Annotated in this window: 25 protein-coding genes, 1 pseudogene and 1 riboswitch; of the genes and pseudogenes, 10 read left to right on the top strand and 16 right to left on the bottom strand. The window is 36.0% G+C overall.

The genetic code is table 11. The annotated features are described in order from the left end of the window. Positions 1-10: 10 nt before the first annotated feature. From QRN68_RS03375 to panF, 3 genes are all read left to right on the top strand, one after another. Positions 11-1,705, top strand: a complete 1,695-nt coding sequence (locus QRN68_RS03375; RefSeq protein ID WP_285395271.1) for a methyl-accepting chemotaxis protein — start codon at positions 11-13, stop codon at positions 1,703-1,705. A gap of 319 nt (positions 1,706-2,024) precedes the next feature. After that, a complete protein-coding gene (locus tag QRN68_RS03370; RefSeq protein ID WP_285395270.1) occupies positions 2,025-2,288 on the top strand; it encodes a YhdT family protein in 264 nt (87 codons plus the stop codon). Then, positions 2,288-3,733 carry a sodium/pantothenate symporter gene (gene panF / locus QRN68_RS03365; protein WP_285395269.1) on the top strand — a complete coding sequence of 482 codons (1,446 nt, stop codon included), beginning with the start codon at positions 2,288-2,290 and terminating at the stop codon, positions 3,731-3,733. Before QRN68_RS03370 ends, panF begins: the two co-directional genes overlap by 1 nt. A 38-nt stretch (positions 3,734-3,771) precedes the next feature. Here the strand turns inward: panF and QRN68_RS03360 are convergent, their stop codons facing one another. From QRN68_RS03360 to QRN68_RS03345, 4 genes and pseudogenes are all read right to left on the bottom strand, one after another. Continuing rightward, on the bottom strand, positions 3,772-4,122 hold the full coding sequence (locus QRN68_RS03360; RefSeq protein WP_285395268.1) for a hypothetical protein: 351 nt from the start codon (positions 4,120-4,122) through the stop codon (positions 3,772-3,774). A gap of 51 nt (positions 4,123-4,173) precedes the next feature. After that, positions 4,174-4,947 carry a sulfite exporter TauE/SafE family protein gene (locus QRN68_RS03355; protein WP_285395267.1) on the bottom strand — a complete coding sequence of 258 codons (774 nt, stop codon included), beginning with the start codon at positions 4,945-4,947 and terminating at the stop codon, positions 4,174-4,176. A gap of 373 nt (positions 4,948-5,320) precedes the next feature. Further along, a pseudogene (locus tag QRN68_RS03350) lies at positions 5,321-5,548 on the bottom strand (NAD(P)H-dependent oxidoreductase); the annotation flags it as partial. A gap of 22 nt (positions 5,549-5,570) precedes the next feature. After that, positions 5,571-6,155, bottom strand: coding sequence for a DUF3238 domain-containing protein (locus QRN68_RS03345; protein ID WP_285395266.1), 585 nt, complete (start codon positions 6,153-6,155; stop codon positions 5,571-5,573). 127 nt (positions 6,156-6,282) lie between these two features. Between QRN68_RS03345 and QRN68_RS03340 the strand changes: the two genes are divergently transcribed. Then, positions 6,283-6,756 carry a MarR family winged helix-turn-helix transcriptional regulator gene (locus tag QRN68_RS03340; protein ID WP_285395265.1) on the top strand — a complete coding sequence of 158 codons (474 nt, stop codon included), beginning with the start codon at positions 6,283-6,285 and terminating at the stop codon, positions 6,754-6,756. A gap of 120 nt (positions 6,757-6,876) precedes the next feature. Then, complete coding sequence (locus QRN68_RS03335; protein WP_285395264.1) at positions 6,877-7,659, top strand: TrmB family transcriptional regulator; 783 nt, start codon at positions 6,877-6,879, stop codon at positions 7,657-7,659. Positions 7,660-7,721: 62 nt separating this feature from the next. Here QRN68_RS03335 and QRN68_RS03330 read toward each other — a convergent pair whose 3' ends face one another. Then, positions 7,722-8,093: a nucleotide excision repair endonuclease gene (locus tag QRN68_RS03330; protein WP_285395263.1), complete on the bottom strand. Its 372-nt coding sequence runs from the start codon at positions 8,091-8,093 to the stop codon at positions 7,722-7,724. A 360-nt stretch (positions 8,094-8,453) separates the two neighbouring features. Between QRN68_RS03330 and QRN68_RS03325 the strand changes: the two genes are divergently transcribed. Both QRN68_RS03325 and QRN68_RS03320 read left to right on the top strand, forming a co-directional pair. After that, a complete protein-coding gene (locus QRN68_RS03325) occupies positions 8,454-8,870 on the top strand; it encodes a phage integrase SAM-like domain-containing protein (RefSeq protein ID WP_285395262.1) in 417 nt (138 codons plus the stop codon). A gap of 220 nt (positions 8,871-9,090) precedes the next feature. Then, on the top strand, positions 9,091-9,708 hold the full coding sequence (locus QRN68_RS03320) for a YkyB family protein (RefSeq protein WP_285395261.1): 618 nt from the start codon (positions 9,091-9,093) through the stop codon (positions 9,706-9,708). A 330-nt stretch (positions 9,709-10,038) separates the two neighbouring features. On the opposite strand, the gene QRN68_RS03315 is transcribed toward QRN68_RS03320, so the two are convergent. Both QRN68_RS03315 and QRN68_RS03310 read right to left on the bottom strand, forming a co-directional pair. Next, on the bottom strand, positions 10,039-10,227 hold the full coding sequence (locus QRN68_RS03315) for a hypothetical protein (RefSeq protein ID WP_285395260.1): 189 nt from the start codon (positions 10,225-10,227) through the stop codon (positions 10,039-10,041). Then, on the bottom strand, positions 10,218-10,415 hold the full coding sequence (locus tag QRN68_RS03310) for a hypothetical protein (RefSeq protein ID WP_285395259.1): 198 nt from the start codon (positions 10,413-10,415) through the stop codon (positions 10,218-10,220). The genes QRN68_RS03315 and QRN68_RS03310 overlap by 10 nt, the downstream gene beginning before the upstream one ends. A 239-nt stretch (positions 10,416-10,654) precedes the next feature. Then, positions 10,655-10,768: riboswitch (SAM riboswitch) on the top strand. A gap of 154 nt (positions 10,769-10,922) precedes the next feature. On the opposite strand from QRN68_RS03310, the gene metA reads away from it, so the two are divergent. Then, entirely contained in the window at positions 10,923-11,858 is a 936-nt protein-coding gene (metA, locus tag QRN68_RS03305; RefSeq protein WP_285395258.1) for a homoserine O-acetyltransferase MetA, read from the top strand. 88 nt (positions 11,859-11,946) lie between these two features. Here metA and QRN68_RS03300 read toward each other — a convergent pair whose 3' ends face one another. The 6 genes from QRN68_RS03300 to plsY form a co-directional block, all read right to left on the bottom strand. After that, positions 11,947-14,787, bottom strand: a complete 2,841-nt coding sequence (locus QRN68_RS03300) for a GerAB/ArcD/ProY family transporter (RefSeq protein ID WP_285395257.1) — start codon at positions 14,785-14,787, stop codon at positions 11,947-11,949. Between the two features lie 34 nt (positions 14,788-14,821). Next, entirely contained in the window at positions 14,822-15,055 is a 234-nt protein-coding gene (locus QRN68_RS03295) for a hypothetical protein (RefSeq protein WP_285395256.1), read from the bottom strand. A 3-nt stretch (positions 15,056-15,058) separates the two neighbouring features. Next, positions 15,059-16,258: a Ger(x)C family spore germination protein gene (locus tag QRN68_RS03290; protein WP_285395255.1), complete on the bottom strand. Its 1,200-nt coding sequence runs from the start codon at positions 16,256-16,258 to the stop codon at positions 15,059-15,061. 25 nt (positions 16,259-16,283) lie between these two features. Then, positions 16,284-17,870 carry a spore germination protein gene (locus QRN68_RS03285; protein ID WP_285395254.1) on the bottom strand — a complete coding sequence of 529 codons (1,587 nt, stop codon included), beginning with the start codon at positions 17,868-17,870 and terminating at the stop codon, positions 16,284-16,286. A 148-nt stretch (positions 17,871-18,018) separates the two neighbouring features. Further along, the gene (locus QRN68_RS03280; protein WP_285395253.1) at positions 18,019-18,309 is read right to left on the bottom strand and encodes a HesB/YadR/YfhF family protein; all 291 of its coding nucleotides are present in this window, start codon (positions 18,307-18,309) and stop codon (positions 18,019-18,021) included. Positions 18,310-18,328: 19 nt separating this feature from the next. Continuing rightward, positions 18,329-18,931, bottom strand: coding sequence for a glycerol-3-phosphate 1-O-acyltransferase PlsY (gene plsY / locus QRN68_RS03275; RefSeq protein WP_285395252.1), 603 nt, complete (start codon positions 18,929-18,931; stop codon positions 18,329-18,331). 638 nt (positions 18,932-19,569) lie between these two features. Here plsY and parE point away from each other — a divergent pair. After that, positions 19,570-21,546 carry a DNA topoisomerase IV subunit B gene (parE, locus tag QRN68_RS03270; RefSeq protein WP_285395251.1) on the top strand — a complete coding sequence of 659 codons (1,977 nt, stop codon included), beginning with the start codon at positions 19,570-19,572 and terminating at the stop codon, positions 21,544-21,546. After that, on the top strand, positions 21,543-23,975 hold the full coding sequence (parC, locus tag QRN68_RS03265) for a DNA topoisomerase IV subunit A (protein ID WP_285395250.1): 2,433 nt from the start codon (positions 21,543-21,545) through the stop codon (positions 23,973-23,975). The genes parE and parC overlap by 4 nt, the downstream gene beginning before the upstream one ends. A 189-nt stretch (positions 23,976-24,164) precedes the next feature. Here parC and QRN68_RS03260 read toward each other — a convergent pair whose 3' ends face one another. The 3 genes from QRN68_RS03260 to QRN68_RS03250 form a co-directional block, all read right to left on the bottom strand. Beyond that, positions 24,165-24,452, bottom strand: coding sequence for a hypothetical protein (locus QRN68_RS03260; RefSeq protein WP_285395249.1), 288 nt, complete (start codon positions 24,450-24,452; stop codon positions 24,165-24,167). A 217-nt stretch (positions 24,453-24,669) separates the two neighbouring features. After that, the gene (locus QRN68_RS03255; RefSeq protein WP_285395248.1) at positions 24,670-25,584 is read right to left on the bottom strand and encodes a sigma factor regulator N-terminal domain-containing protein; all 915 of its coding nucleotides are present in this window, start codon (positions 25,582-25,584) and stop codon (positions 24,670-24,672) included. Continuing rightward, complete coding sequence (locus tag QRN68_RS03250) at positions 25,584-26,075, bottom strand: RNA polymerase sigma factor (RefSeq protein ID WP_285395247.1); 492 nt, start codon at positions 26,073-26,075, stop codon at positions 25,584-25,586. The genes QRN68_RS03255 and QRN68_RS03250 overlap by 1 nt, the downstream gene beginning before the upstream one ends. Between the last annotated feature and the right edge of the window lie 46 nt (positions 26,076-26,121).

The raw sequence follows: 26,121 nt of genomic DNA, 5'->3' as shown, positions 1-26,121 counted from the left end.
AGAAAACTTTGTGCGCACTTTTAAAATTAGTACGAAATTTAATTTGCTTTTAGTGGGCGTTATTCTGTTTTTAAGCATTATGATTGGATTTGTATCTCATATACAAGTGAAGCAAATTATGCTTAACAATTTTGAGAAGAGTATAACCCATATTTCAAAGGTTGGTTATATGCTGCTAGAAGAACGCTTTAAGGGCGATTGGGCCATAAAAGATGGTGAGCTTTACAAAGGGAATACGAAAATGGTTGATCAGGAGGCATTTGTGGATGAGGTAGGAGAAAGCATCGATGGTGGTGTAACCATTTTCCAAGGCACAAAAGGACTGATCACCAATCTACAGCTAAATGGAGAACGTTTAGTTGGCAAAGACGCAGATCCAAAAGTTGTTGAAAATGTAATGAATAAAGGGGAAACCTTCATAGGGGAAGCGGATGTAGTAGGAACAAAATATCTAACGCTATATTCACCAATTAAAGATGCAAATGGAGACATCATTGGGATGTGGTTTGTCGGTGAACCGATTGATGAGATGAATGCTATTATTTTCACATTTATTGGCAAGATACTCATTGTCTTATTCATCGGAGCTGTCATTGCAGTATTAGGAAGTTTCCTTTTCACAAGGGCTTTTGTCAAGCCACTTCATGAAATGAATGATCAGCTACGAGATATAGCTGATGGAGAGGGAGATTTAACAAAGCAGCTACAAATTAATTCAAAAGATGAAGCAGGTGAGCTTGCCCAATCTTTTAATAAAATGCTGACAAGCTTAAAAGTATTAATGCAACAAATAGCACACTCTTCTAAACAGGTTGATATATCTTCGGATGGCTTAACATCTAAAGCACAGCAAACGGCGGATATGACGAGACAGCTAACGTCAAGCTTACAAGATATAGCAACTGGTTCAAGAACGACTTTGCATAGTACAAGTGAGAGCTTACATGCAACGCAGGAAATGGCGGTTGGCATCCAACAAGTTGCTGAAACCGTTTCGACTCTTTCAGATGCTGCTGATTTAATGAGCAATGAGGCAGCACAAGGAAATGACTCTTTGAATCGTGTAATGACACAAATGACAATCATTAATGATTCATCTGACAATGTAGAGTCGCAGGTCCGAATATTAGGTGATCAGTCACAGCAAATAGGCAATATCGTTGATGTGATTACAAGTATCGCCGATCAAACGAACTTGCTTGCTTTAAATGCTGCTATAGAAGCGGCTCGTGCCGGAGAGCAAGGAAAGGGATTTGCTGTCGTTGCAGATGAGGTTCGTAAATTAGCAGAACAATCAAAGGAATCTGCGGATCAAATAGCATCACTTATTTTTTCTATTCAAAATAATACGGCCAATGTTATTACGGCCATTTCTAGTAACTCGAAGGAAACAGCAGCAGGTAGGGATGTTGTAGATGAAACAAAGCAGGTCTTCCACAAGATTATGCATTCGATTAAGGGAGTTAGTACTCAGCTACATGACATCTCTGCTGTAACAGAGCAAATGTCTGCCAGTATTGAAGAAGTTACAGCGTCAACAGAAGAGATGGCACGCATTGCCAACAAAGCAAGTGAAAGTACAGACCATGTTTCGCTTACATCGAAAGAGCAATTAGCTTTCATAGAAAATATGGCCACTTCCTCAAAAGAAATGGCACAACAGGCACATGAGCTGCAAGGCTTACTCAAAAAATTCCAATATTAAAGATGAGAAAACGCTTGGATATCCAGGCGTTTTTTTAATGGTGCGCCAGGCATGTGCAATAACTTGGTGCTGAAAGCCTACTACAGGCATGGCGGTAGGAACTGTTAGAGAAAGATAAGGGTGTTCATGAAATCGGAAGCGCCAAGCCGGAACGGAAATCAACCCCACGCTAGAAGATTTCAAACACGATATAAAAGGAAAATCTCTGTTTATCGTTATTTAAATTAAATGATTGTGCAAACTGTCATTTATTTTTTTTATATAGGTTCCCAGAATGCGAACATACCAGTAAAATAGAGAAGGTTAGGGGGACTTTATTTTGAAAGATCAACGCTTTAAAATTGCGCATCGAGAGGCGCTTATTGGCATCGGGCTTGTGATCGTCAACTTTGCGATTTGGTACGGCTTTGCCTATGGACTTGGTTCGGGTGATCCGAAGAACTATACGTATGTATTCGGTTTCCCTGCATGGTTTTTCTATAGCTGTATTGCAGGGACAGGCTTCATGATTATTTTAATCTGGCTCGTCTTGAAACTCTTTTTCAAAGAGGTACCATTTGATGATGAGGAGGTGGATCAATAATGCACTGGCAAGTTATTGTTCCACTGCTATTATTTTTAGTCATCATTTTTGGGATTGGTATTTGGTCAAATAAGCATATACGCTCTTCCAATTCATTTTTACAGGAGTACTTCCTTGGTGGTCGTGAAATGGGAGGCTTCATCTTGGCCATGACTATGATTGCAACGTACGGTAGTGCGAGTAGCTTTATTGGAGGTCCAGGTGTAGCTTACACGAAAGGGCTTGGCTGGGTATTGTTGGCGATGGCGCAGCTTCCTGCAGGTTACTTTGTTCTGATGATTTTAGGGAAGAAATTCGCTATTATCGCAAGACGTTACCAAGCCATTACATTAATTGATTTTTTACGAGAACGCTATAAAAGCCATGTTATTGTGATTTTATCAGCTATTAGTATTATCGTATTTTTATTTTCTGCGATGATGGCTCAATGGGTAGGTGGTGCTCGCTTAATCGAATCGTTAACTGGCTTAAACTACACAACTGCACTCTTTATTTTTGCGATTTCCGTATTAGTTTATGTAATCATTGGGGGCTTCCGTGCAGTTGCATTAACGGATACAGTGCAAGGGTCAATTATGGTGATCGGAACAATCATTTTATTAATTGGGACAATCATCGCTGGTGGGGGAATCGATAATATTATGGCCTCACTTGTCGCAGAAAACCCAAATCTTGTGTCTCCATTTGGAGCTGAAGGTGATTTAACGCCATTATACGTTTCTACATTTTGGATTTTAATAGGTGTTGGAGTTGTAGGACTCCCACAAATCGCAGTTCGTGCCATGAGCTATAAAGATTCAAAAAGCATGCATTTAGCTATTATCATTGGCACTATTGCCATTGGGACAATCATGTTTGGGATGCATTTAATTGGTGTATTTGCTCGTCCAGTTTTACCGGGAATAGAAATTGGAGATAAAGTTATGCCGCTACTGACATTGAAGGTTTTGCCACCGTTTTTAGCTGGCGTTGTGTTAGCAGCACCAATGGCAGCAACAATGTCTACAGTCAACGCGCTACTTATGCTTGTAAGTTCCACGGTAGTAAAAGACATTTACTTAAATTATATTAAGCCAACTGCGAACGATACTGAAATTAAGCGGGCAAGCTTTATTGTCACGACGGTTATTGGTTTTGCGGTTATTATCTTTGCATTAAACCCACCAGATTTATTAGTATGGCTTAATTTATTTGCTTTTGGTGGACTTGAGGCCGTCTTTATTTGGTCCGTCGTTTTAGGACTATATTGGAAAAAGGCCAATAAATATGGTGCTATTGCATCGATGATTTCAGGTATGACCTTATATATAATCATTGATCGTTTTTACCCATCCGTCTTTGGTATGCATACCGTAACAATTCCAATTGTCGCTTCACTTTTCATTTTTGTTATTGTTAGCTTATTAACAAGTCATAAATTTAAAGACGAAAAATTATTTATTTAACTAAGAAAACGCCGTAGAGTGAATATCTACGGCGTTTTCTATTTTAGACAATAAGCGACGGATAGAACCTTCGAAATGATGGATAGAACGTCCAAAGTCGTGGATAGAACCTTTGAAATGATGGATAGAACGTCCAAAGTCGTGGATAGAACCTTTGAAATGATGGATAGAACGCTCAAAGTCGTGGATAGAACCTTTGAAATGATGGATAGAACGCCCGGAATCGTGGATAGAACCGTCGAAATGATGGATAGAACGTCCAAAACCGTGGATAGAACCTTTGGAATGATGGATAGAACGTCCAAAATCGTGGATAGAACCTTTGAAATGATGGATAGAACGTTCAAAGTCGTGGATAGAACCTTCGAAATGATGGATAGAAAGTCCAAAAGTTTGTCGACAAGCAAAAACGCCGTAGATAATATATCTACAGCGTTTTTTTAACGAACTACTATGTAATCATAAGCATTTTTAGTGAGCAAGGTAATTGTTACGATAATAAACAATACGCGAACAAAGCCGCTCCCTTTTTTTATCGCCATACGTGAGCCTACAAGTGCACCGGCAATTTGAGCTACCCCCATCAATAATCCATAAACATAATGGATGTGACCTAAGTAAGTGAACATCAAAAGTCCAGCAAAATTACTTGCTAAATTTAAAAACTTCGCATTTCCTGCCGCTTTTAAAAAATCAAATCCTACAAGTAAAAAGCTAAAGATTAAAAATGAGCCAGTCCCTGGACCTAGAAATCCATCATAAAATCCAATGCTAAATAACAACAGCATAAATAACAGTAAATGAGTACGTGATAAATGTTTAACTGCAGATACAGAGCCCCAGTCTTTTTTGAAGATCGTATAGACTGCAACAGCAGCAAGCATGATGAGCATGATTGGTTTTAATAATTCAGGATTTATTAAATGAACTGTCCATGCACCCAGTAACGATCCAATAAAGGATAAAGGAAAGTATTTAATCACAGAACGAATTTCTAACTGTCCAGATCGATAAAAGGAGATGGTCGATGTCAAAGCCCCAAATGTTCCGGCAAGTTTATTGGTCGCAACAGCAGCTGCTGGATTTAAACCAGCAAACATGAGGGCAGGCAATGCAATCAAGCCACCCCCTCCGACGACTGCGTCCACAAAGGCGGCTAAAAAACCGAAAGATATTAATAATATTACTAAATTTAAATCTAATTCAACTGGCATGTTTGCACCTCTTTATTTAGTTACTACTGAAATAGTAACTAAAATTCTGCTTGCTGTAAAGACTAACTTTTTAGTAAGCAAATGATCTGCAAAATTTAGATTCTTAGAAACTGGTTGAGGGTAATACTATTTTAAAACGATACCATTAAATTAAATCTAGACTGTATTTGTATCTAAGTTGAATTAAAGAGAGTTCTATCACTTGAAGTAAGGATAGAAGAGGATAGGTATGGGGTTAAAAAGGCATAGATTGCGAAGAAGCCTTTGAATAAAAGGTAGAATAAAAAATATGGAGCGAAATCCAATTTCACTCCATACTTTACATGAAAATAATAGTGTTGGTACTGCCATAAAGAGTCTTAGTTTTGACTAATTAAAACGTACTTGCTACTTTAACAGCCTTTTCAAGTCCTGCTGCAATAATTTCTTTCGCTTTATCTGGGAATTGATTGTGACCTTCAATCACTATTTTCTCTAAATCTTTTACACCGAAGAAGTTCATCATGTTTGTTACATATGTAACAGCCATTTCTAACTCAGCTTTTGGTCTTTCAGAATAGACACCGCCACTTGCGTTTAATAATGTAATTTTTGTATCTCCAAAGTAGGGAATCCTACTGTCTTTACAATATCTTAGTAAAACTATACTCCATGTCTCCACCTAGAGCTTCAGGAGTATCCCCAGTTTCTCTGAAGTCATGTGTATGAATTTTCTCAAAAGGACCAAAACTTACTTGCTTATAAAATTCATAACAAGGGAATCCGTCATGTGCACCTTGAATATCGACAGTACCATCTTTTTTGACATGTACAGTTAAAAGATAATCAACGGGAGGTGCATATACATTTAATGGGTTGCTAGCACTAGCACTCATTTGAAATTTAACGTCATCTAATCCCCATACAATATCAGTACATAAAATACCTTCCGTACTAGCTTTTCCTGTTCTTTTATTAACGGATCCATCGGGAGTTATGATTTTTTCTGTTGTTATGCCAGTATTTGCATATGTGAAAATTTCTTTTTTATAAAAATCTACAACTACTTCTTGTTCAACTCTGGACCGCATAGTGTTGACAGCATATGGTGTAAATTCACGTGAGTCACCTTCAAATTGAATGACATTTCCTGTTTGAGTATCCTTCTTAGGTTCAGTCCAAGACATTGGAATAAATACACTTGCTCTAACTTTAATGATGTTAGCCATAAGAATCCTCCATGATATATTTATTTAAGAATCGAATTATAGTCAACTTGATTGACCACATTGCGTATAGTACAATGTGTTACAAATAAAGTCAACCTAATTGACTTTATTTGAGGAGGTTTTATGTGTGAATCATGAAGTATTTAATGAGTTGGATCTTACATCACTTTTATCATTATCCTTTAGTACATCAATTAATGAACTGCATGACAGATTGAGTGTAATGGGATTTGGAGATATTAGACCTGTACATGGTTTTATGTTTAAATGTATCATTCCCAATGGAGCCACAGGTATAGAAATTGCCGAATATTTAGGAATTACAAAGCAAGCTGTAAGTAAAATGGTGGATTATCTTGAGCACCGTGGTTATGTAATGCGCAAAGCTCATCCCACTGATAAGAGAGGGAAAATTATTGTTTTGACCGAACGAGGTTGGTTAGTAGTTAATGCAAAAAAGAAGATACTAGCTGAGATTGAGCAACAATGGATTACAAAAATAGGTGTTGAACGACTGCAAACGCTCAAAGAAGATTTAACCACATTAGTTTATGATGTAAATGAAGGTAAATTACCAACGAGACTGAGACCTGTCTGGTAATTATAGAGCTTATAACAGGGACTATTTGTACACCTAAAAATAAGCATTTTTCTTTCAAAATTTGGCCCATCAACCACACGTTATGATGGTTGGACTAAAATTTGGTTATGGAGGGATTGGATGGATGAATTAATCGCCCAGTTAAAAGAACTGGGATTTACAGAATATGAAGCTAAGGCCTATACAGCACTCGTACAAAATAGTCATGTAAGTGCCTATCAAGTAAGCAAAAACTCCGGTATTCCACGGGCAAGAATATATGACATACTTGATTTACTTGTTGAAAAAGGGCTAGTACTGAAAGAAGAAACTACAGATCAAACGACTTACTCTTCCATTCCTGTAGCTGTGTTTTTACAACAAATTCAGCAAAGTTGGCAATCGAACTTTACGTCGATTAGTACACAATTAGAAAAATTAGAAACAAAAGAGCAGGAAACAGAACATAAAGTGCTAATGCTTAAAGGGAAACAGGCAATCGTCAATTACTGTCAGTCGTTATTAAAAAAAGCGGAGAAAAAAGTACTATTATCGATGTGGGAAGATATGTACGAAGAATTACGAGAAGATATACATGAGGTCAACCAGCATACTCCGGTTCATGGCATTACATTGTATGTGGATGAAAATGTTGCATCCATTGACCAACATCGTATTACACAATATACGAGGAAAGCTTCCACGCCCCATTGGTTTATTTTATCCGTAGATGGTCAGGAAATGATTTATGGTCACTCACCATCCAATCAAGAAACGGCTTTTATTACAACTGACCCTGTTCAGATTTATTTATTAGAGGATTATATATGGCATGACGTCCTTGTCAATCGACTATTAAAGCGTGATGATAAGGAGCTTGAGGAATGGATTACAAAAGAACGTAAAGCCTTTTTCTTAGATTAAAAGCAGTAAAAAAGAATCTGCTCTACGTAAAGGAGAGCAGATTCTTACTTTTGGCTGTCTTATTAATAAAAAACTTTATCAACATTGTATTTAGCGCGGAATGAGTTGATCGCGTATGTTTCGTAAATTTCACGTTCCATTGGATCTTCCACTTCATACACTTCAATTTTGAAAATTTCATTACGATGATTTTTCATCGGTGACACATTGTCCTCGAAGTGCTTTTTAATACGTTGACGAATTTTACGTGCTTTACCGACAAATAATAGTTCATTCTGTTCATTGTAGAATAAGAAAATGCCGCCATTTTCACGTGTGATTTTATGGAAATCAATAAAACCATGGTATGGTGTGATTGGTACATCACCTGGCTTTAAATCTTGTTCGCGTTGGCGAATTACTAAATCTGGTTTTGGAAATTCAATTTTAATCAAACTATTCACGTTCCTCTCTATTACTAAAGGTATATGGTAACATAATTACGGCTTGTTTACCATAATATTTCATCGTGTAAATATGGTTTGCGTCAAGAGTAGTGTTCATCAATTCATAGTAGAACATGCATGTTAATAACAAAATATTCTATGTATTATTGAGATTCCTAATTGTTCATGTTACAATTCTTTTTAATTAAATAATCTTATCAAGAGAAGCCTTAAAAGAATTTTTGAAAAGTCAGTAATACCAAGGGTTCAAGGCACTTGATAAGATGTGGAGTAAAATACAGTTTATTTGTTATCAATAGTACACTTCTTACTGTCTATTAATTTAGATGAAAAGGAGTGTATTTTTTTATGCTTTTAAAGTTTGCGTTTGATGATTTTATAGCGGATAGACGATTTAATAACACAACTGATTCAAATATCAATAGTTATAAATACTTGATCAAACCCTTCGTTGACTATTGCCTTAAAGAAGGAGCAGTTAATGTTGAGGATGTGACACGTAACCATTTCAAGAATTATTTAATAATAGCACAGCAACACAATAAGAAACCAAATACAATCAACACAATTATTTTACGACCTAAAGCTTTTTTAAATAATTGCGTTGAAGAGGGATATGTCGATGAAAACATTGCGAAGAAGATAAAAACTCAAAAAGTAGATGTGAAGATTGATACTTTTACAGATCAACAAATTAATCAAATGTTAGCGTTTTATCGTACCAAAAGAAAGAGACATCAATCATATAGCAGTTATCGCAAATAAAACAATTAATAGAACAACGACAAATAACCTTGCAAATAAAATGCAAGGGTGGTAGAGTTAAAATTAACTATTTAGAAGGAAGGGTAAATTTATATGTATAAGATTTGTATACTGAGTATAGCATGTGGAAAAAAGGATGTAAATAAATTTGGGTAAAATAATGTAGATTATATTACTTTTAAATACCGAATAAAGGGAAGCTGAAAAGGAGGAGATTTTAATGGAAGTACCGCATTTTCATTCGTGGAAGAATATCGAGGAAGGTTACTACACTAAAACTAAATTGAAAAATGAATTAGGTTTAAAACCGTTTGATGAATCGCAATATGACGCTACAGCAAAGTTATATGTAAACTCCAAATGGGGCAATTATGTTTTATATCACATTGACAACTGTGTAGAGATAAAAAAGCGTAAAGTTACGGAACACCCTATTACATTACAAAATATTGCTGAGTCACTTTATTTAATCAATAAATCAGCTAAAGTAAGTCGTGATACTAAGAAGGATAATTATCATTTGAAAAACCATTCATTTGTACAGGCTGCTAAAACTAGACAGTCCAAATTATACGATTTAAAGGTGTCCGTAATTAAAAAATTATTATCAGAAAGCGAAATTGAAATTAAAGGTTATCACACAATGTTTGGTGGTTTTTTAATGTTACTAGAGATTAATGACTTTACATTCCATTTACCAGTTTTTAAAAATGAAATAGCCAATCTAACACATTTAGGGGTGTTGGAAAATGAAATTTCATCTGAAAGAACACGTAAAGTAAGTCTTAATTTTTTTGAAGCTGAAAATCTACTAAATAGATACATAGATAATGTATAAATGAGAATAAGAAAATTACACTAGTAAACATATTATTGGAGGAATTAAGATAGATATTATCTAAATAAATTTTTTAAAAATATCAAATCCGTAAACTTTACAGTGTAAATTGATAATTTATTTTCAACTTCCTCGATCATATTAGATAAGCCTATAAAGTCATCTTTAAACTTATCAAATAAATAAGTAACCGTCTCATCATTCTCAAAGGAACATGTAGATTGTTTTATTTCAATAGCTCATTGATCTCATCTTCAGTCAACGCGGTTTATAGTTGCTATGACGACTTTCACTTAAATTTGTGGTACTAAACTTTTATATTTATAGATATTAGTCCAATGTCCGTCTGCACCTGTAAAGTAGAATCCATAGCCATTTTTTTAGGAATTCTTCAATTACTTCTGTCCATTTACGACCTAAAACATAATAGTTACAATTTCTTAAATCAACGTGTACTCCACTGTCTTCACTTGCACCATCACATTCATTAATTTCATCCTTTAGAAAATTCAGTACCAATGAAACAAATTGCTTTCCTTCATTTCTTCTTCCCATTCGGATAGATTAAATTTCATCTCGCGTTCATCTTCAGAAGAATCAAAGTCAGTTATACCTTCATTAATTGGTTCACTATGAGTTCCACCGTCCTCATCTGGAATATCAATAAATAACGTCCATCGAATTTCATATTCATCAATGTTCCACATGCAAACGCAATAACTTTGATTTTCCATTTCTACATAAATGCGATCTAAATCCCAATAGTAAATGTATTACTCCAAAATTAAAGCTATTAGGAATCTCATAATATTTCATCGTGTAAACATGGTTTGCATCAAGAATAGTGTTCATCAATTCATAGTAGAACATGCATGTTAATAACAAAATATTCTATGTATTATTGAAATTCCTAATTGTTCATGTTACAATTCATTTTAATTAAATAATCTTATCAAGAGAAGCTGAGGGATTTGGCCCGATGACGCTTCAGCAACCTCTAACAAAAAAAGTTAGAAAGGTGCTAATTCCAGCGAAGGTTTGATCCTTTGAGAGATAAGAGTGAACGTGGTAAAAAATCCTTCTCATTCTATCTCAAATGGAATGAGGGGGATTTTTTAATTTAATTCGATAAAAGATTTTATGAGCTTTGTGCATGGATACTAAGGCACTAATTGATGTTAGAAAGAGAGAAATAAAAGAGAGGGGAATGCAAGATGCCAATTAATATTCCGAAAAACTTACCAGCTGGAGAACATTTACGTGAGGAAAAAATCTTCGTAATGGAAGAGGATAGAGCGAAAACCCAACAAATTCGTCCGTTAAATATATTAATTTTAAATTTAATGCCAGAAAAAGAAAAAACAGAGCTACAATTACTACGTTTATTAGGTAACACACCATTACAAGTCAATATTACATTTTTAAATACTGCTACGCATGAATCAAAAAATGTTAGTAAATCACATTTACAGTTATTTTACACGACCTTTCATCAAATTCGCCATCGCCGCTATGATGGCATGATTATTACGGGAGCACCAGTAGAAAAAATGGCATTTGAAGATGTGAACTACTGGCAGGAAATATCAGAAATCATGGATTGGTCCAAAAAGAACGTAACATCGATCCTTCATATATGTTGGGGTGCACAAGCAGCGTTATACCATCATTACGGTATTGGCAAAATTGAGCTTCCTGCTAAATGTTCAGGTGTTTATTCCCATGTCATTACGGATTTAACAGTGGATTTAGTACGTGGCTTCAGTGATTTATTTACGGCTCCACATTCACGTTATACATCAGTTTCCATTGAGGAAGTCCGCAACCATCCTGATCTACGTTTATTATCGTATTCAGAAGATGCGGGTGTCTTTATTGTGCAATCGAAGGATAATAAAAACATTATGATTACAGGCCACCTTGAATATGATGCGACAACATTAGCAGATGAATATAGTCGTGATGTTGCAAAAGGATTGGATATTGCAGTTCCAGTGAATTACTTCCCAAATGATGATCCATCAAAAGAACCGAATAATACATGGCGTGCCCATACACATTTATTATTCTCAAACTGGTTGAACTACTATGTTTACCAAGAAACACCATATGAATGGGATTTCGTTGATGAAATTGAATATCATATATAAGCGCATGGTTTTTATAAACTCTCGATTGTAAAGTAAAATGATGACCTTGATTATTTCGTGGTCATCATTTTTTTATCCGAATATGTTGCTAATTTTTTGGCGGATGTTCATTGATAGATACATTTTGATTTTTTGTATTACTTTCGTTCTTTGCAGCATTTTGGCTGTTTTTATCGCTCGCATTAGTAGCAGTATTTTGACTGTTGTTATTGCTAGTATTAGTAGCAGCATTTTGACTGTTTTTATCACTCGCATTAGTAGCAGCATTTTGATTGTTGTTATTGCTAGTATTAGTAGCCGCATTTTGGCTGTTGTTATTGCTAGTATTAGTAGCCGCATTTTGGCTGTTGTTATTGCTAGTATTAGTAGCCGCATTTTGACTGTTTTTATCGCTCGCATTAGTAGTAGCATTTTGATTGTTATTATTGCTAGTATTAGTAGCAGCATTTTGACTGTTTTTATCGCTCGCATTAGTAGCAGCATTTTGACTGTTGTTATTGTTTGTATTAGTAGTAGCATTTTGGCTGTTGTTATTGTTTGTATTAGTAGCAGCATTTTGACTGTTTTTATCGCTCGCATTAGTAGCAGCATTTTGATTGTTATTATTGCTAGTATTAGTAGCCGCATTTTGACTGTTTTTATCGCTCGCATTAGTAGCAGAATTTTGGCTGTTGTTATTGTTTGTATTAGTAGCAGCATTTTGATTGTTGTTATTGCTAGAGTTAGTAGCAGCATTTTGGCTGTTGTTATTGTTTGTATTAGTAGCAGAATTTTGGCTGTTGTTATTGTTTGTATTAGTAGCAGCATTTTGGCTGTTGTTATTGCTAGTATTAGTAGCAGCATTTTGGCTGTTGTTATTGCTAGAGTTAGTAGCAGCATTTTGGCTGTTGTTATTGTTTGTATTAGTAGCAGCATTTTGGCTGTTGTTATTGCTAGTATTAGTAGCAGCATTTTGGCTGTTGTTATTGCTAGTATTAGTAGCAGAATTTTGGCTAAGGTTATTACTTGCATTATTAGCAGTATTTCCGCTATTGCAATTACTTCCATTCATTGCAGCATTTTGACTGTTTTTATCGCTTGCATTATTTGCAGCGTTTTGACTGTTGTTATTGCTTGTATTTGTAGTAGCATTTTGGCTGTTGCTATTGTTTGTATTAGTAGTAGCGTTTTGGCTGTTGCTATTGCTAGCATTATCAGTAGCATTTTGACTGTTTTTATTGCTTGTATTTGTAGTAGCATTTTGGCTGTTGCTATTGTTTGTATTAGTAGCAGCGTTTTGGCTGTTGTTATTGCTTGAATTAGTAGCAGTATTTTGGCTGTTGTTATTGTTTGCATTAGTAGCAGCATTTTGGCTGTTGTTATTGTTTGTATTAGTAGCAGCATTTTGGCTATTGTTATCACTTGCATTATTAGAAGCATTACCGCTATTGCTATTACTTCCATTCATTGCAGCATTTTGGCTATAGTTATTGCTTGCATTATTAGAAGCATTACCGCTATTGCAATTACTTCCATTCATTGCAGCATTTTGGCTATTGTTATTACTTGCATTATTAGCAGTATTTCCGCTATTGCAATTACTTCCACTCTGTACAGCGTTTTGACCGTTGCTATCGTTTGGATTATTAGTAGCACTTCCACTATTGCTATTAGTTTCGTTCTGTGTAGCATTTAGGCTGTTGTTATCACTTGCATTATTAGAAGCATTACCGCAATTGCAATTACTTCCATTCATTGCAGTATTTTGGCAGTTGTTATCACTTGCATTATTAGCAGCATTTCCGTTATTGCTATTACTTGCATTCTGTGTATTACAATTACAGTTTGTATTCCCTTGATTACCATTAATATTGCGAATTTTTGCAGCGATTAGTAAAACTATCGGTAACAAAATTGCAAAGGTACCACAAAACAAAGGCCAAATTTCGTTATTATAAGTATTGGAATGAACGATATCAGGATGAATAATTTGCGAAAAGCCAATACTAATCATTCCGAGTGGCACAATGAGCGGACGATGATCTTTGATTTTACATATTTGTGCTATGCCGATTACGGTGGCATAAAAATACATAAACGTTTTAATATAAATAGATATGATCCACATGGCTGCCATAATAATTTCAACACGTTGCAAAAAATGCCCAATTGAAATTCTTTGCGCTAATGCATAGCTAGGAAATGTCCGATTAGCAGTATTTGATGGACCTATGACAAGGAGACAAAGTGAGACGATGATAATTAAAACAATGCCTCCAATAGCTGTCCCAATATAAAATCCTTTGTGTGCGGACTTATGAACGTTGACAGCAGATGGGTAAAGTATTAATAGCGCGGCAAGAGGGAATGAACAAATACTCATAAATCGAATAACACCTATAAATAATGATTTTTTTGAAGTTTCCAATATGGGCTGTAAATTTTCAAAATGGATTAATGGTGATATAAAACCTACAAAAATTATAAAAACCAACATAAATATTGGAAAAAGTATTTCTGTTGAACGTGCAAAGACTTCGATCCCTTGGAATGCAGCAAAAATGATGATAATGCCAAACAGCAATGAAAAAGCCATAGGAGGCGTCTCTGGCATCACTTCCGTTGACATGAAATTACCAATAAAATATAATAATTGACCTGCACCAAAAAAGGTAAGAATGGTAAAACCAATTGCGGTCAGTTTTCCGAAAAAACGACCTAGTATTTTTTCATTCGCCTCTGTAAATGTAAGTGTGGGATTCAGATTTCCTAAAGTAACGTATAGCTTCACTAAGAGAAAACTTAAACCGACACCGATACTTGTTGCTATCCAGGCATCTTGCTTTGCTACATTTGTTACACTTGAAGGGATAATTAAAATGGCTGTACCAACTGTAAAAAGAAGGGTAATGATAGTAAATTGTCTTGAACTAATGATTTGTTTTTTCATCATGCACTACCCTTTCTTTTTAAAGTTACTTCATTTATTTTGACAGTGAAACGATGAACTCTTTAATTGAAGTAAAGATAAAGGTAATCAAGTCTATCGGGCTTGGAATTTTAAGATTTAAAGCAATCCCGATATTTAATGCAGTACCGATCAATAAAAAAATCGAAAAAATAACAATTGTTTTCGTTTCGTTATTTTTTTGAAGTTTAGGAATAAAAGCATAGGCAAGAACAATTGAAATAATGATTATGAATATTGTTACAACCATATCTTATTCCTTCTTTTTCTTATTCAAAAATGAATTTTGCATTGTTCCTAGTCCTTTTGTTCTGACATGTACTTCAACATTAACCGGTAGATCTTGGAATATGGTTGGCCAGTCATTTTTAATTTTTTTCCATTTTTCAGGATCTGCCCGGTGTAGTTCTTCACCAAATCCAAAAATATCGGCTCGATAAGTTTGCTGAATTGTAGTGATTGTTTTTTCGATTCGTTTTTTAATAAGTTCTTCCGTTTTTTTATTTACGTAATCAATATTTTTATGGGAAGTAAGGTTGATTTTACATTCTACTTCTCCAACATTTTGCTCAACTTCTATATGAACATTAATTTTGGGCGCATCTTTTTCAAACTTACCCTTTATTTTTGTTTTTGATTTCGTAATTTCTGTTGCTATTGTACCTCCCTTAGGACAAGCAATAATTTCAATTGTACTTTGTATTTTGTCACTTAAAAAACTTACACTTTGACTTTCTTTATCTGTTAAAAGCCCAACGTATTTATCTCCTTTGAATACTGCTAATCCGGCATACTTTAATATCACTGGCGTTTCTACTTTATTAATATTGGCTTTACTCATTCCTAATGCTGCATCCCCTTGTATTTCAATGGCAGGGATGAGTGGACTTTTTTCGTTACTACTTAAAGTACTTACTAATTCATCAATATTAATGGAAATCGTAGAACCCCAAGCTTTTTGAGATGTCCTAAGTGAATTAATAATTTTATTAGCAGGTACTTTTTCAACGGGTGTTAATACATTTAAGACGTCTTTTGCAGTTGCCTCGTGAGCGATGATAACATCGAAATCATTTCTGAATTCATGATCTCTAGAAATTAAATCTAATGCCTCGCCAATTCCTTCTTTCGCCAATTCATCCCCCAAAATAACTACTTGTGTATGGGCAAAATAAATCTTCCTTGTCGATAATGTTGTCATTTTTCGGATAGCTTCGAAGATAGTTTTGCCCTTTGCATGATGGGTAATAACAGGTGATCGCCCACTAGTAGGAGCTTTAGATGAAATTTCACCAGGAACCACTATTTGAACAGTTACATCGAATTCATCATCTACTTTATCTATTCCTAGTGCCGAGACAATTGCTAATTCATTGAGTTCTCGTTTACTCCAGCAACCACTTAAAAATAAAGAAACAATCAAAAGTAAGCATATAGTTTTAAATTTTGACATGGTCTATTCCTCGCTTACACATTCTTTAATTCCTTTTTTTAACACTAAAATATTTATGCCCTCTTACATTGTTTTTTTGACTAATTAAACGCGGTCGAGTCAATAGAGCTCTGCGAGGAAACAAGACTAAGGCATCTTTTTGATCCTTTAAGATTAATGGCCCAAATGGACTTAAATAAGGAACACCAAAAGTTCGTATGCTACATAAGTGAATAATGATGATCATCATACCAAACATCACTCCGAATAAGCCTAACATCGCTGCTAATATCATTAATGGGAAACGTAAAAGACGAATGGTATTAGATAAGCCGTAAGCGGGGAACAAGAAACTACAAATAGCTGTTAGTGCTACAATAATGACCATTACAGCTGATACAATCCCTGCTTCTACAGCGGCTTGACCGATGACTAAAGTTCCTACAATAGATACTGCTGGTCCAATAGTTCTTGGCATTCGAAGACCCGCTTCTCGTAATATCTCAAAGGCAATCTCCATCATGAGTGCTTCGACAACTGCGGGGAAGGGGACTCCTTCTCGTTGAGACGCAATACTGATGAGCATCGGTGTTGGTAGCATTTCTTGATGGAAAGTTGTGATGGCCACATAGAGAGAAGGTGCCATTAACGCAAGGCCAACACCAAAAAATCTTAATATGCGCACTAAAGAACTAATGAACCAATTTTGATAGTAATCTTCAGCAGATTGTAAAAAGGTTGTAAAAAGAGCAGGTACAGCTAAGACAAATGGTGTACCGTCCACTAAAATAGCAACTTTACCATCTAATAATTCTCCCGCAATGACATCGGGTCGTTCAGTATTATAGACAGTTGGGAATATAGAGAATTTAGAATCTTGAATAAAATCTTCGATATAGCCACCTTCCAAAATTCCGTCTATATTAATGCGATCTAATCGAGAAAGAACCTCGGCCACGATTTTGTCATTGGCAATGCCGTTTAAATACATAACAGCAACATCCGTTTTAGTGACCTCTCCGATAACACGGGACTTTATCCAGAGATTTGGACTTTTAATTTTTCGACGGATAAGAGCCGTGTTAGTACGTAAAGTTTCTGTAAAGGACTCGCGTGGACCTCTAATAACGGATTCTGTTGATGGTTCGGTAATAGCTCTATCTTTTGCACTTTTTGTACTAGTGGCTATGCCAGTTGTAACACCATCTAATAAGATGACGGTATCTCCATTCAAAATAGAATCGTACAGTGTTGTGAAATTCAAAATTTCATTGACATCGCCGACTGTTAAACAAGATTCTTTTACATACTCTTTTATGGTCTCTACGTCTGTGTCTTGAGCTTCTTCAACTTCTTGCATCAGCTTATCAATCACAGAATCAGAAATGATTGTTTTATCGGATAAACCATCAATATTGATAATGACCATTGCATGTTGTTCAGCTTTACCAATCATAATTTCACTTGTTTGTGTATTTTTTTCAGCTGTACCAAGCGTAATTTCTCGTATAATAATGTCATTACTATTCCCCAGTGTATTTTTAATCACCTTCATATTTTGAGAAAGTGAGCTAGACAGTAGGTCATTGTTTGAAGTTGATTGGGAGGTATTCGTTGCTTTAGAAATTGACATTTTTCTTTCCTCCTCAAGTTTGTGTTCACTACCTCTAGAATGCACAACTTTCAGAAGAGATAAACCAAGTATGGAATTGAATTCATATAAATCTTTGGATTAAAAAGAAAAGCAGTATCTCCCCCGAGTAAACGAAGGAAACACTGCTTTATTTACGATAATCATATTTTAATTCGTCTATTGTAGCATCAATATCTACATGTAAATTGTGATCATTGAAAAACCATAAATCTTTTTCGTCGATGTAGTAGGTGATACCATCTATTACGGTCTTTACACCGATTTCGATTGGTTCTTCACGTGTCATACCAAGAGAAAAGCCTTCGTGAAAAGGACTGGAACCACCATATCTTGCATAAAAACGAATCGTATCTCCTGTTTCTACTTCCATCTCTCGTTTAAACCATTGCAGGGCTTCATCTGTTAGTAAAATATTCAATAGTATGCTCCTCTCTTTGTTACAGCCATTTCACCTTTGGTTCGGTCCCATTTTTAATGCGGCCAATATTCGCTCGGTGACGATAAATGATAAAGCTAAATAAACATGCTACTAAAAAACCTAACGCAATATCACCTGTAACAAAATAATAAACGATTGAATAAATTAGTGCTACTAAAGCGGCAATCATAGAAGTTAAGCTGACAATTTTCGTTAGTTTTAATGTAACGAAAAAAGTAATAAATAGTAAGACAAATAGGGGCCATGTATATCCTAAGAGGACTCCTGCTGATGTTGCCACAGCTTTTCCACCGCGGAAACTCGCAAAGATAGGGAACATATGACCAACAACCGCTACAAGTCCAAGGATTAATGCGTGAATTGATACATCCGAAAATACTGGCAGTGCAACGAGTAATACTGCTGCTGTACCTTTTAAAACATCCATAACTGTAACAACTATTCCTGCTTTTTTCCCTAAAATACGAAATGTATTCGTCGCCCCTAAATTCCCGCTACCATGTTCACGAATATCTGTTTTATAAAAAATTTTGCCTATCCATAATCCTGAAGGTATAGAGCCGATTAGATAAGCACATAAAATAATAAGTCCATTTAACATAGCTGGACTCCTTTCATTTAATTATCACTTGGTACTAATAATATGTAACAAGTATTTTACACTTTTTCTCGTTAATCTACAATGTCATGAAGGAGATTTCCTAGTGTATCTTGAATTCAATACAAAAGATAATAATTTTTAAGGGTTTTTATATGCATATTGAGTGGAGGTTAGGCTTTTTGACACGATTCGACAAGTCAGCCCGAAGTCCTTTCTAAAAATATAGGTAAAAAGGCAATTTTGTCAATCATCCATTCATTTGGTAGAATAGAAGTCTATCTTTAATTTCTAGAATAAGCTAGTAGTATAAATCTTCTTTAGACAGAAGAAACCCATTCTTATATTTATGTACTTGTATATTTTTCAGTGGATATTCAAATGCTTCTGTTATCATTTTGAATAAGAGTAATGACTAGAAGGTAGCTATATGTCGTTGTATTTATGCAACTAAAGCATAGTGCCATGCGTTAAGGGAAAGGACAACTCTTTTTCCTTCTGGTAAACAGATCAAAACGACCAAGCTGTGAGGAAATTTTAAAATTTTTTTGGGCCTGTCACTAGCTATTGACAGGAAATGCTATTATTATTAGGAAGAGAACATAAATAGAACATGCGTTTGTTTTTTGGAGGGGAATTTTTTGGCGAATAAACAGTCACCAAGCGTCTATAATGATGACGCCATTCAAGTATTAGAAGGATTAGAAGCGGTACGGAAACGACCCGGCATGTATATCGGTTCTACAGATGGCCGTGGACTTCATCACCTAGTTTATGAAATCGTAGATAATGCGGTGGATGAAGCACTGGCTGGCTTTGGTTCTCATATCATTGTCACTATTCATAAAGATCAAAGTATCAGCGTTCGAGACTTCGGCCGTGGAATGCCTACAGGGATGCATAAGATGGGTAAACCAACTCCTGAAATTATCTTTACGGTCTTACATGCTGGTGGTAAATTCGGACAAGGCGGCTATAAAACGAGCGGTGGCTTACATGGTGTAGGTTCTTCAGTTGTAAATGCTTTATCAACTTTTTTAGAAGTAACGATTCACCGCGACGGCAATAAGTATCGACAACGTTTTGAAAACGGTGGTCATCCAGTTACAACGCTTGAACAAATTGGAAAAACGAAACAAACAGGAACACTTGTCCATTTTCTACCAGATGACACGATTTTCTCTGTAACAAAATACAATTATGATACGCTTGCAGAACGTTTACGTGAGTCAGCATTTTTATTAAAAGGCTTAAAAATTGAGTTAATCGATGAACGCGAGGAAGGCAAAGGTGATGTTTTCTTTTACGAGAACGGCATTGAAGCTTTCGTTGCGTATTTGAATGAAGAAAAAGATGTACTTCATCCTGTAAAGTATGTGGAAGGGATTCAAGACGAAATTGAAGTAGAATTCGCCTTCCAGTACAACGACGGCTATTCAGAAACAATTCTTTCATTCGTTAACAATGTACGTACGCGCGATGGTGGGACACATGAAACAGGCGCCAAAGCAGCGTTAACACGTGTTTTCAATGAATATGCACGAAAAATTGGTCTGTTAAAAGATAAAGATAAAAATTTGGAAGGAACAGACATTCGAGAAGGTTTAGCGGCGATTGTTTCTGTTCGTATTCCAGAGCATTTACTACAATTCGAAGGCCAAACGAAGGGTAAGCTCGGGACGAGTGAGGCTCGTTCGGCGGTAGATAGTGTTGTTTCGGAGCAAATTTTATATGTGCTGGAGGAAAATGCTGAATTGTCTGCATCTCTTGTGCGTAAAGCTATTCGTGCGCAGCAAGTGCGTGAAGCAGCTCGTAAAGCTCGTGAAGATGCACGAAACGGCAAGAAAAGCAAAAAAGGCAGTACGATTCTTTCTGGAAAACTAACACCAGCACAATCTCGAAATGCTGCGAAAAACGAGCTGTATTTAGTCGAAGGTGATTCTGCAGGAGGCTCTGCTAAACAAGGGCGAGATCGTACGTTCCAAGCGATTTTACCATTGCGTGGTAAAGTTATTAATACGGAAAAGGCAAAGCTTCAGGACATTATGAAAAATGAAGAGATTTCAACGATCATTCATGCCATTGGTGCAGGCGTTGGAACAGATTTCTCTGTCGAGGATTCTTCCTATGATAAAGTCGTTATTATGACCGATGCGGATACTGACGGAGCGCATATTCAAGTGTTGCTACTAACGTTCTTCTATCGTTATATGCGACCATTAATTGAAGCAGGAAAGGTATTTATCGCATTACCACCACTTTATAAAATATCTAGAGGCACAGGTAAAAAAGAAGTCATTGAATATGCTTGGACCGAAAATGATTTACAAGCGGCCATTAAAAAAGTTGGAAAGGGTTACATATTACAGCGCTATAAAGGTCTTGGTGAGATGAATGCTGACCAGCTGTGGGATACGACGATGAACCCAGAAACGCGTACATTAATTCGTGTAACGATTGAGGATGGTGCACGCGCTGAAAGACGTGTCACAACATTAATGGGCGATAAAGTAGAGCCGCGTCGTAAATGGATCGAAGCGAATGTAGACTTCGGTATGGAGGATGATTCAAATATTTTAGATAATGAATTCATCCAACAAGAGGAGGACCAAGCATGAGTAGTACAGAAAAGTTTCAAGATTTACCTTTAGAAGAAGTAATGGGTGACCGCTTTGGTCGCTATAGTAAATATATTATTCAAGACCGCGCGTTGCCTGATGCACGTGACGGTCTTAAGCCTGTGCAACGTCGTATTTTATATGCAATGTTTACAGAGGGTAATACGAACGATAAACCATTCCGTAAATCAGCAAAAACAGTCGGTAATGTTATTGGTAACTATCATCCACACGGTGACAGCTCCGTATATGAAGCAATGGTGCGTATGAGTCAGGATTGGAAGGCGCGTCATATGCTCATTGAAATGCATGGTAATAACGGCTCTGTTGATGGTGACCCACCGGCAGCGATGCGTTATACAGAGGCAAGACTTTCTGCTATTGCAGCGGAGATGCTACGTGATATTGGCAAGAAGACCGTTGAATTTGTGCCAAACTTTGATGATCAGGATATGGAGCCAACTGTTTTACCAGCTCGTTTCCCGAATTTACTAGTTAACGGCTCAACGGGGATTTCAGCCGGTTATGCGACAGACATCCCTCCACATGCATTAGATGAGGTGCTAGACGGTGTTCTAATGCGTTTAGATAACCCAAATACCTCGGTTGATGAATTAATGACGGTGATTAAAGGACCTGATTTCCCAACTGGTGGTATCATTCAAGGTGTCGATGGCATTAAAAAGGCATATGAAACTGGCCGCGGTAAAATTATTGTGCGCGCTCAGGCAGTCGTGGAGCCAATTAAAGGTGGCAAAGAGCAAATCGTTATTACGGAATTACCGTATGATGTCAATAAAGCAAATCTTGTGAAGAAAATCGATGAGCAGCGCGTGGATAAACGACTTGAAGGAATTGCAGAAATTCGCGATGAATCAGATCGTACAGGCCTACGTGTTGTTATTGAGCTGAAAAAAGATGTTCCAGGACAAGGGATTTTACAATACTTGTTCAAAACAACTGATTTACAAGTAGCCTATAATTTTAATATGATCGCAATTCATAATCGTCGACCGACAATGATGACATTGCCATTGTTACTGGATTCTTATATTGCCCATCAAAAGGAAGTCGTGACGAACCGCTCTATTTATGATTTGCAAAAGGCTAAAGATCGTTCGCATATCGTTGAAGGCTTGATTAAGGCACTGTCCATTTTAGATGAAGTCATTGCAACGATTCGTTCCTCAAATGATAAACGAGACGCGAAAACGAATTTACAGGTGAAGTTCGACTTTACAGAAGTACAATCAGAGGCAATCGTGAGCTTGCAATTATACCGTTTAACAAATACAGATATAACGGAGCTTCGCAATGAACAGGATGAATTAAATAAACTTATTGCCAAGCTTGAAGGTATTCTTAATAGTGAAGCTAAGCTTATACGCGTTATTAAACAAGAATTACTTGATATTAAAAAGCGTTTTGCAGAACCACGTCGTTCAAAAATTGAACAAGAAATTGAAGAAATTAAAATTACTTTAGATGTTCTTGTCCCAAGTGAAGAGGTCGTAGTGACTGTCACAAAGGATGGCTATATTAAGCGTACATCTACACGTTCACATGCCGCCTCGAACGGTCAGGATTTTGCGATGAAGGATTCCGATTATTTATTGTATGAGGCAAATTTAAATACACAGCATCATCTACTGCTGTTCACAAATCGAGGCTATTATATTTATCAGCCTGTCCATGAGCTACCAGATATTCGTTGGAAGGATCTTGGTCAGCATATTTCAAGTATTGTGCCGACTGGAGAAGATGAATCTATTATTGCTGTGTACGGATTTGAGACATTTGAACAGGCCAATACGTATGTCTTAACGGCAACGAAAGATGGACAAATTAAACGTTCACCTTTAGCAGATTATGCGGTAACCCGTTATTCAAAGCCAATTAAAACGATGAATGTTAAAACAGGCGATGAAATGATTTTTGTAGATTTCGTGTCAGACGAGGTGGAATTATTATTAACGACTGATACAGCCTATTCAATCCGTTTCCCAATTGAGGAATTACCAGTAACAGGCGTAAAAACAGGTGGCGTCAAAGGGATTACGCTGAAAGAGGGAGAAGCGTTAGTCGGTGTCAATGTATTACAGCCAAATGACACTGAATACGTTGTGATTGTGACACAACGTGGTGCTGTGAAGAAAATGAATGTAGCTGAGGTAGAAATGACAAGTCGTGCGAAACGCGGCTTAAAAGTGTTAACAGAGTTAAAAGCGAACCCACATCGTATCGTGGCTGTAGTAAAGGCTACTGATGAGGAACAGCTAATCATCGAAACCGAAAAAGGTGTGCAAGAAATCCTCGATGTACAAGCATTGACTCGAGCAGACCGCCATTCAAACGGTTCCTTTAAAGTAGATATCGCGACAGACGGTGCCATTTCACACGTATTAACATCCAAAAAAGAAGAAAAATAAAAGTAATTTTCTAGCCCATGCTCTTTTTGAGAGCTGGGTTTTTTTTATGTATCATTACTGAATAATTGCATTTGTGCTTTCAATTTACGTAGAAAAGATGTTAAAGGTTGGGAATGAGTCGATGAGATATTTTGCTTCGTAAGATAGAATCATCATGATTGATATTCTTCTAGTTAAAGAGACTTGGCATTAGTATATTTTTAAAACAAAATTAATAAATTTCATATCAGAAAAGCGTGAGAAATCAATGTCTAATTTTTGGTGAATCGCTGAATAAAATAGGGCAATCGCTGATAAAGTGGCGAAATCGCTGATAAACCTCCAACAATCGCTGATAAAGTGGCGAAATCGCTGATAAACCTCCAACACTCGCTGATAAAGTAGCGAAATCGCTGATAAACTTCCAACAATCGCTGATAAACCTCCAACAATCGCTGATAAACCTTCGACACTCGCTGATAAAGGTAAAAAACTCACCAGTCAAACCCTGAAAAAAGGTGCTATCTTTTTGCGTTGACCTAAAATCTGGAGGAATATAAATAAGCGGATACTATTTAATTACTTTTCTCATTTATAAAAAAGAGGCTGATTTAAATTAAAGCAAAATTTAAAAATTTCACATTAGAGAAGCGCGAGAAATCAACATTTTAAAATTGATTTCTCGCGCTTTTTAAGGTTTTGATTTCTAATCACGTTATTTTTCAGGTTTAATATAAGGAACGATTTGTGCAGTGGCTCCTACTGAGGCACCACGGATAAAATCTTGATTCTCTAAGGCTTTAAAATTATTTGCTTTGCCAGTGAGCATTACCCCTAAAATTTTCACTTCATCAAACCGTTTATTTTTATTTGAATTTAAAAACTCCTGAATTGTTTCGTTATTTTCATTAGCATCATATGTTTTAAGTGAATCAATAAAGCCATCGTAGGATTTTTTCGGTGAATCTGCCGGATCAAAGCCATAAACCTCTAAACCAGCAGGTCCTGTACTTTCATCAACAATTGGTGATGCCATATACAACCATACGATGTTTAAATTGCTAGGAATTTTTTCTTGTATTTCATTTAATGTATAAGGTTTATTGAAAGAAACGGCAACTTCTGCAACGTGATTCTCCATTTGCGAAATTTCGCTTAGTTCGTTTGGTACATCGTCAAAGTATTTTTGAATAGATGGATGATAAAATGTCGCAGATTTAGTCTTTGTCTGTTTATCGTATTCATAGTACTCTGAATCAGACCAATAAAATCCTGGTACTAACTCGTTATTATCAACATTGCCTCGGAACCAACCGAATGAACTAGTAAGTGTGCTCCATGGAACCATATAACCATTAATATTCTTAGAACGGTTTGTAATGATATTTCCACCAAACATTGATGAATTACTCACCGTGACTTGAGAGTCGATTTGAATATTAGGTTCTGCAATGTCATTATGTAAAAAAAGCTGTTCTTTAAGTCTTTGAGAACTTTTCGCTGCAAAAAAGGAACCAGTTTTATAAAAAACAGGTAAGAGAATTAATATGACAACAATTGAAGTGATGATAATTTTTAGTAACTGTTTTCGTTTAGCCTTTTTTAAAGCGTTATTTAACGAAGTTTCCATCAAAGTTTACCTCCTATTTTTGAGTGAATACATTTACGTGCACGATATAATTTTTGCTTGACGCTATCTACTTGAATATCCAACAAAATAGCAATTTCTTCATATGACAAATCATAGTAATACTTTAAAAAGAATATTTCTTTATATTCTTTTTTAATGTCTTTTAACAAATAGAAAATCTCATCCTTATTTAGCAACGTCTCAAAATTATAATCGGTGTGTTGGAGCTTAGAGTATATTTCCTCGGTGATGTAAATGTTTTTCTGCTCCTTTTTCCTTTTTAAGTCAATATATTGATTGAGCGATACCCTAAAAAACCAAGGACGTATATTGTTTTCTGTTAGGCTATCTAATAGCATGTATATTTTGTAATAGGTGGTTTGAATAATATCTTCTGCATCTTCTTTTTTGGCTCCTTTCGCTAGTAATAGATTGAACACTTCCTCTCCTAAATGGATTAGATAGGAGGTTAGTTCATTTTCTTTTTTCATTGCTGATCCTCCTTACTCTTATACAACGAATGAGTGATCATAAATG

This window comes from Lysinibacillus sp. fls2-241-R2A-57 (genome assembly GCF_030209535.1).
Classification (GTDB): Bacteria; Bacillota; Bacilli; order Bacillales_A; family Planococcaceae; genus Lysinibacillus.
The sequence above is the reverse complement of the archived record's forward strand: the minus strand, read 5'-3'. Positions and strand labels throughout refer to the sequence as shown.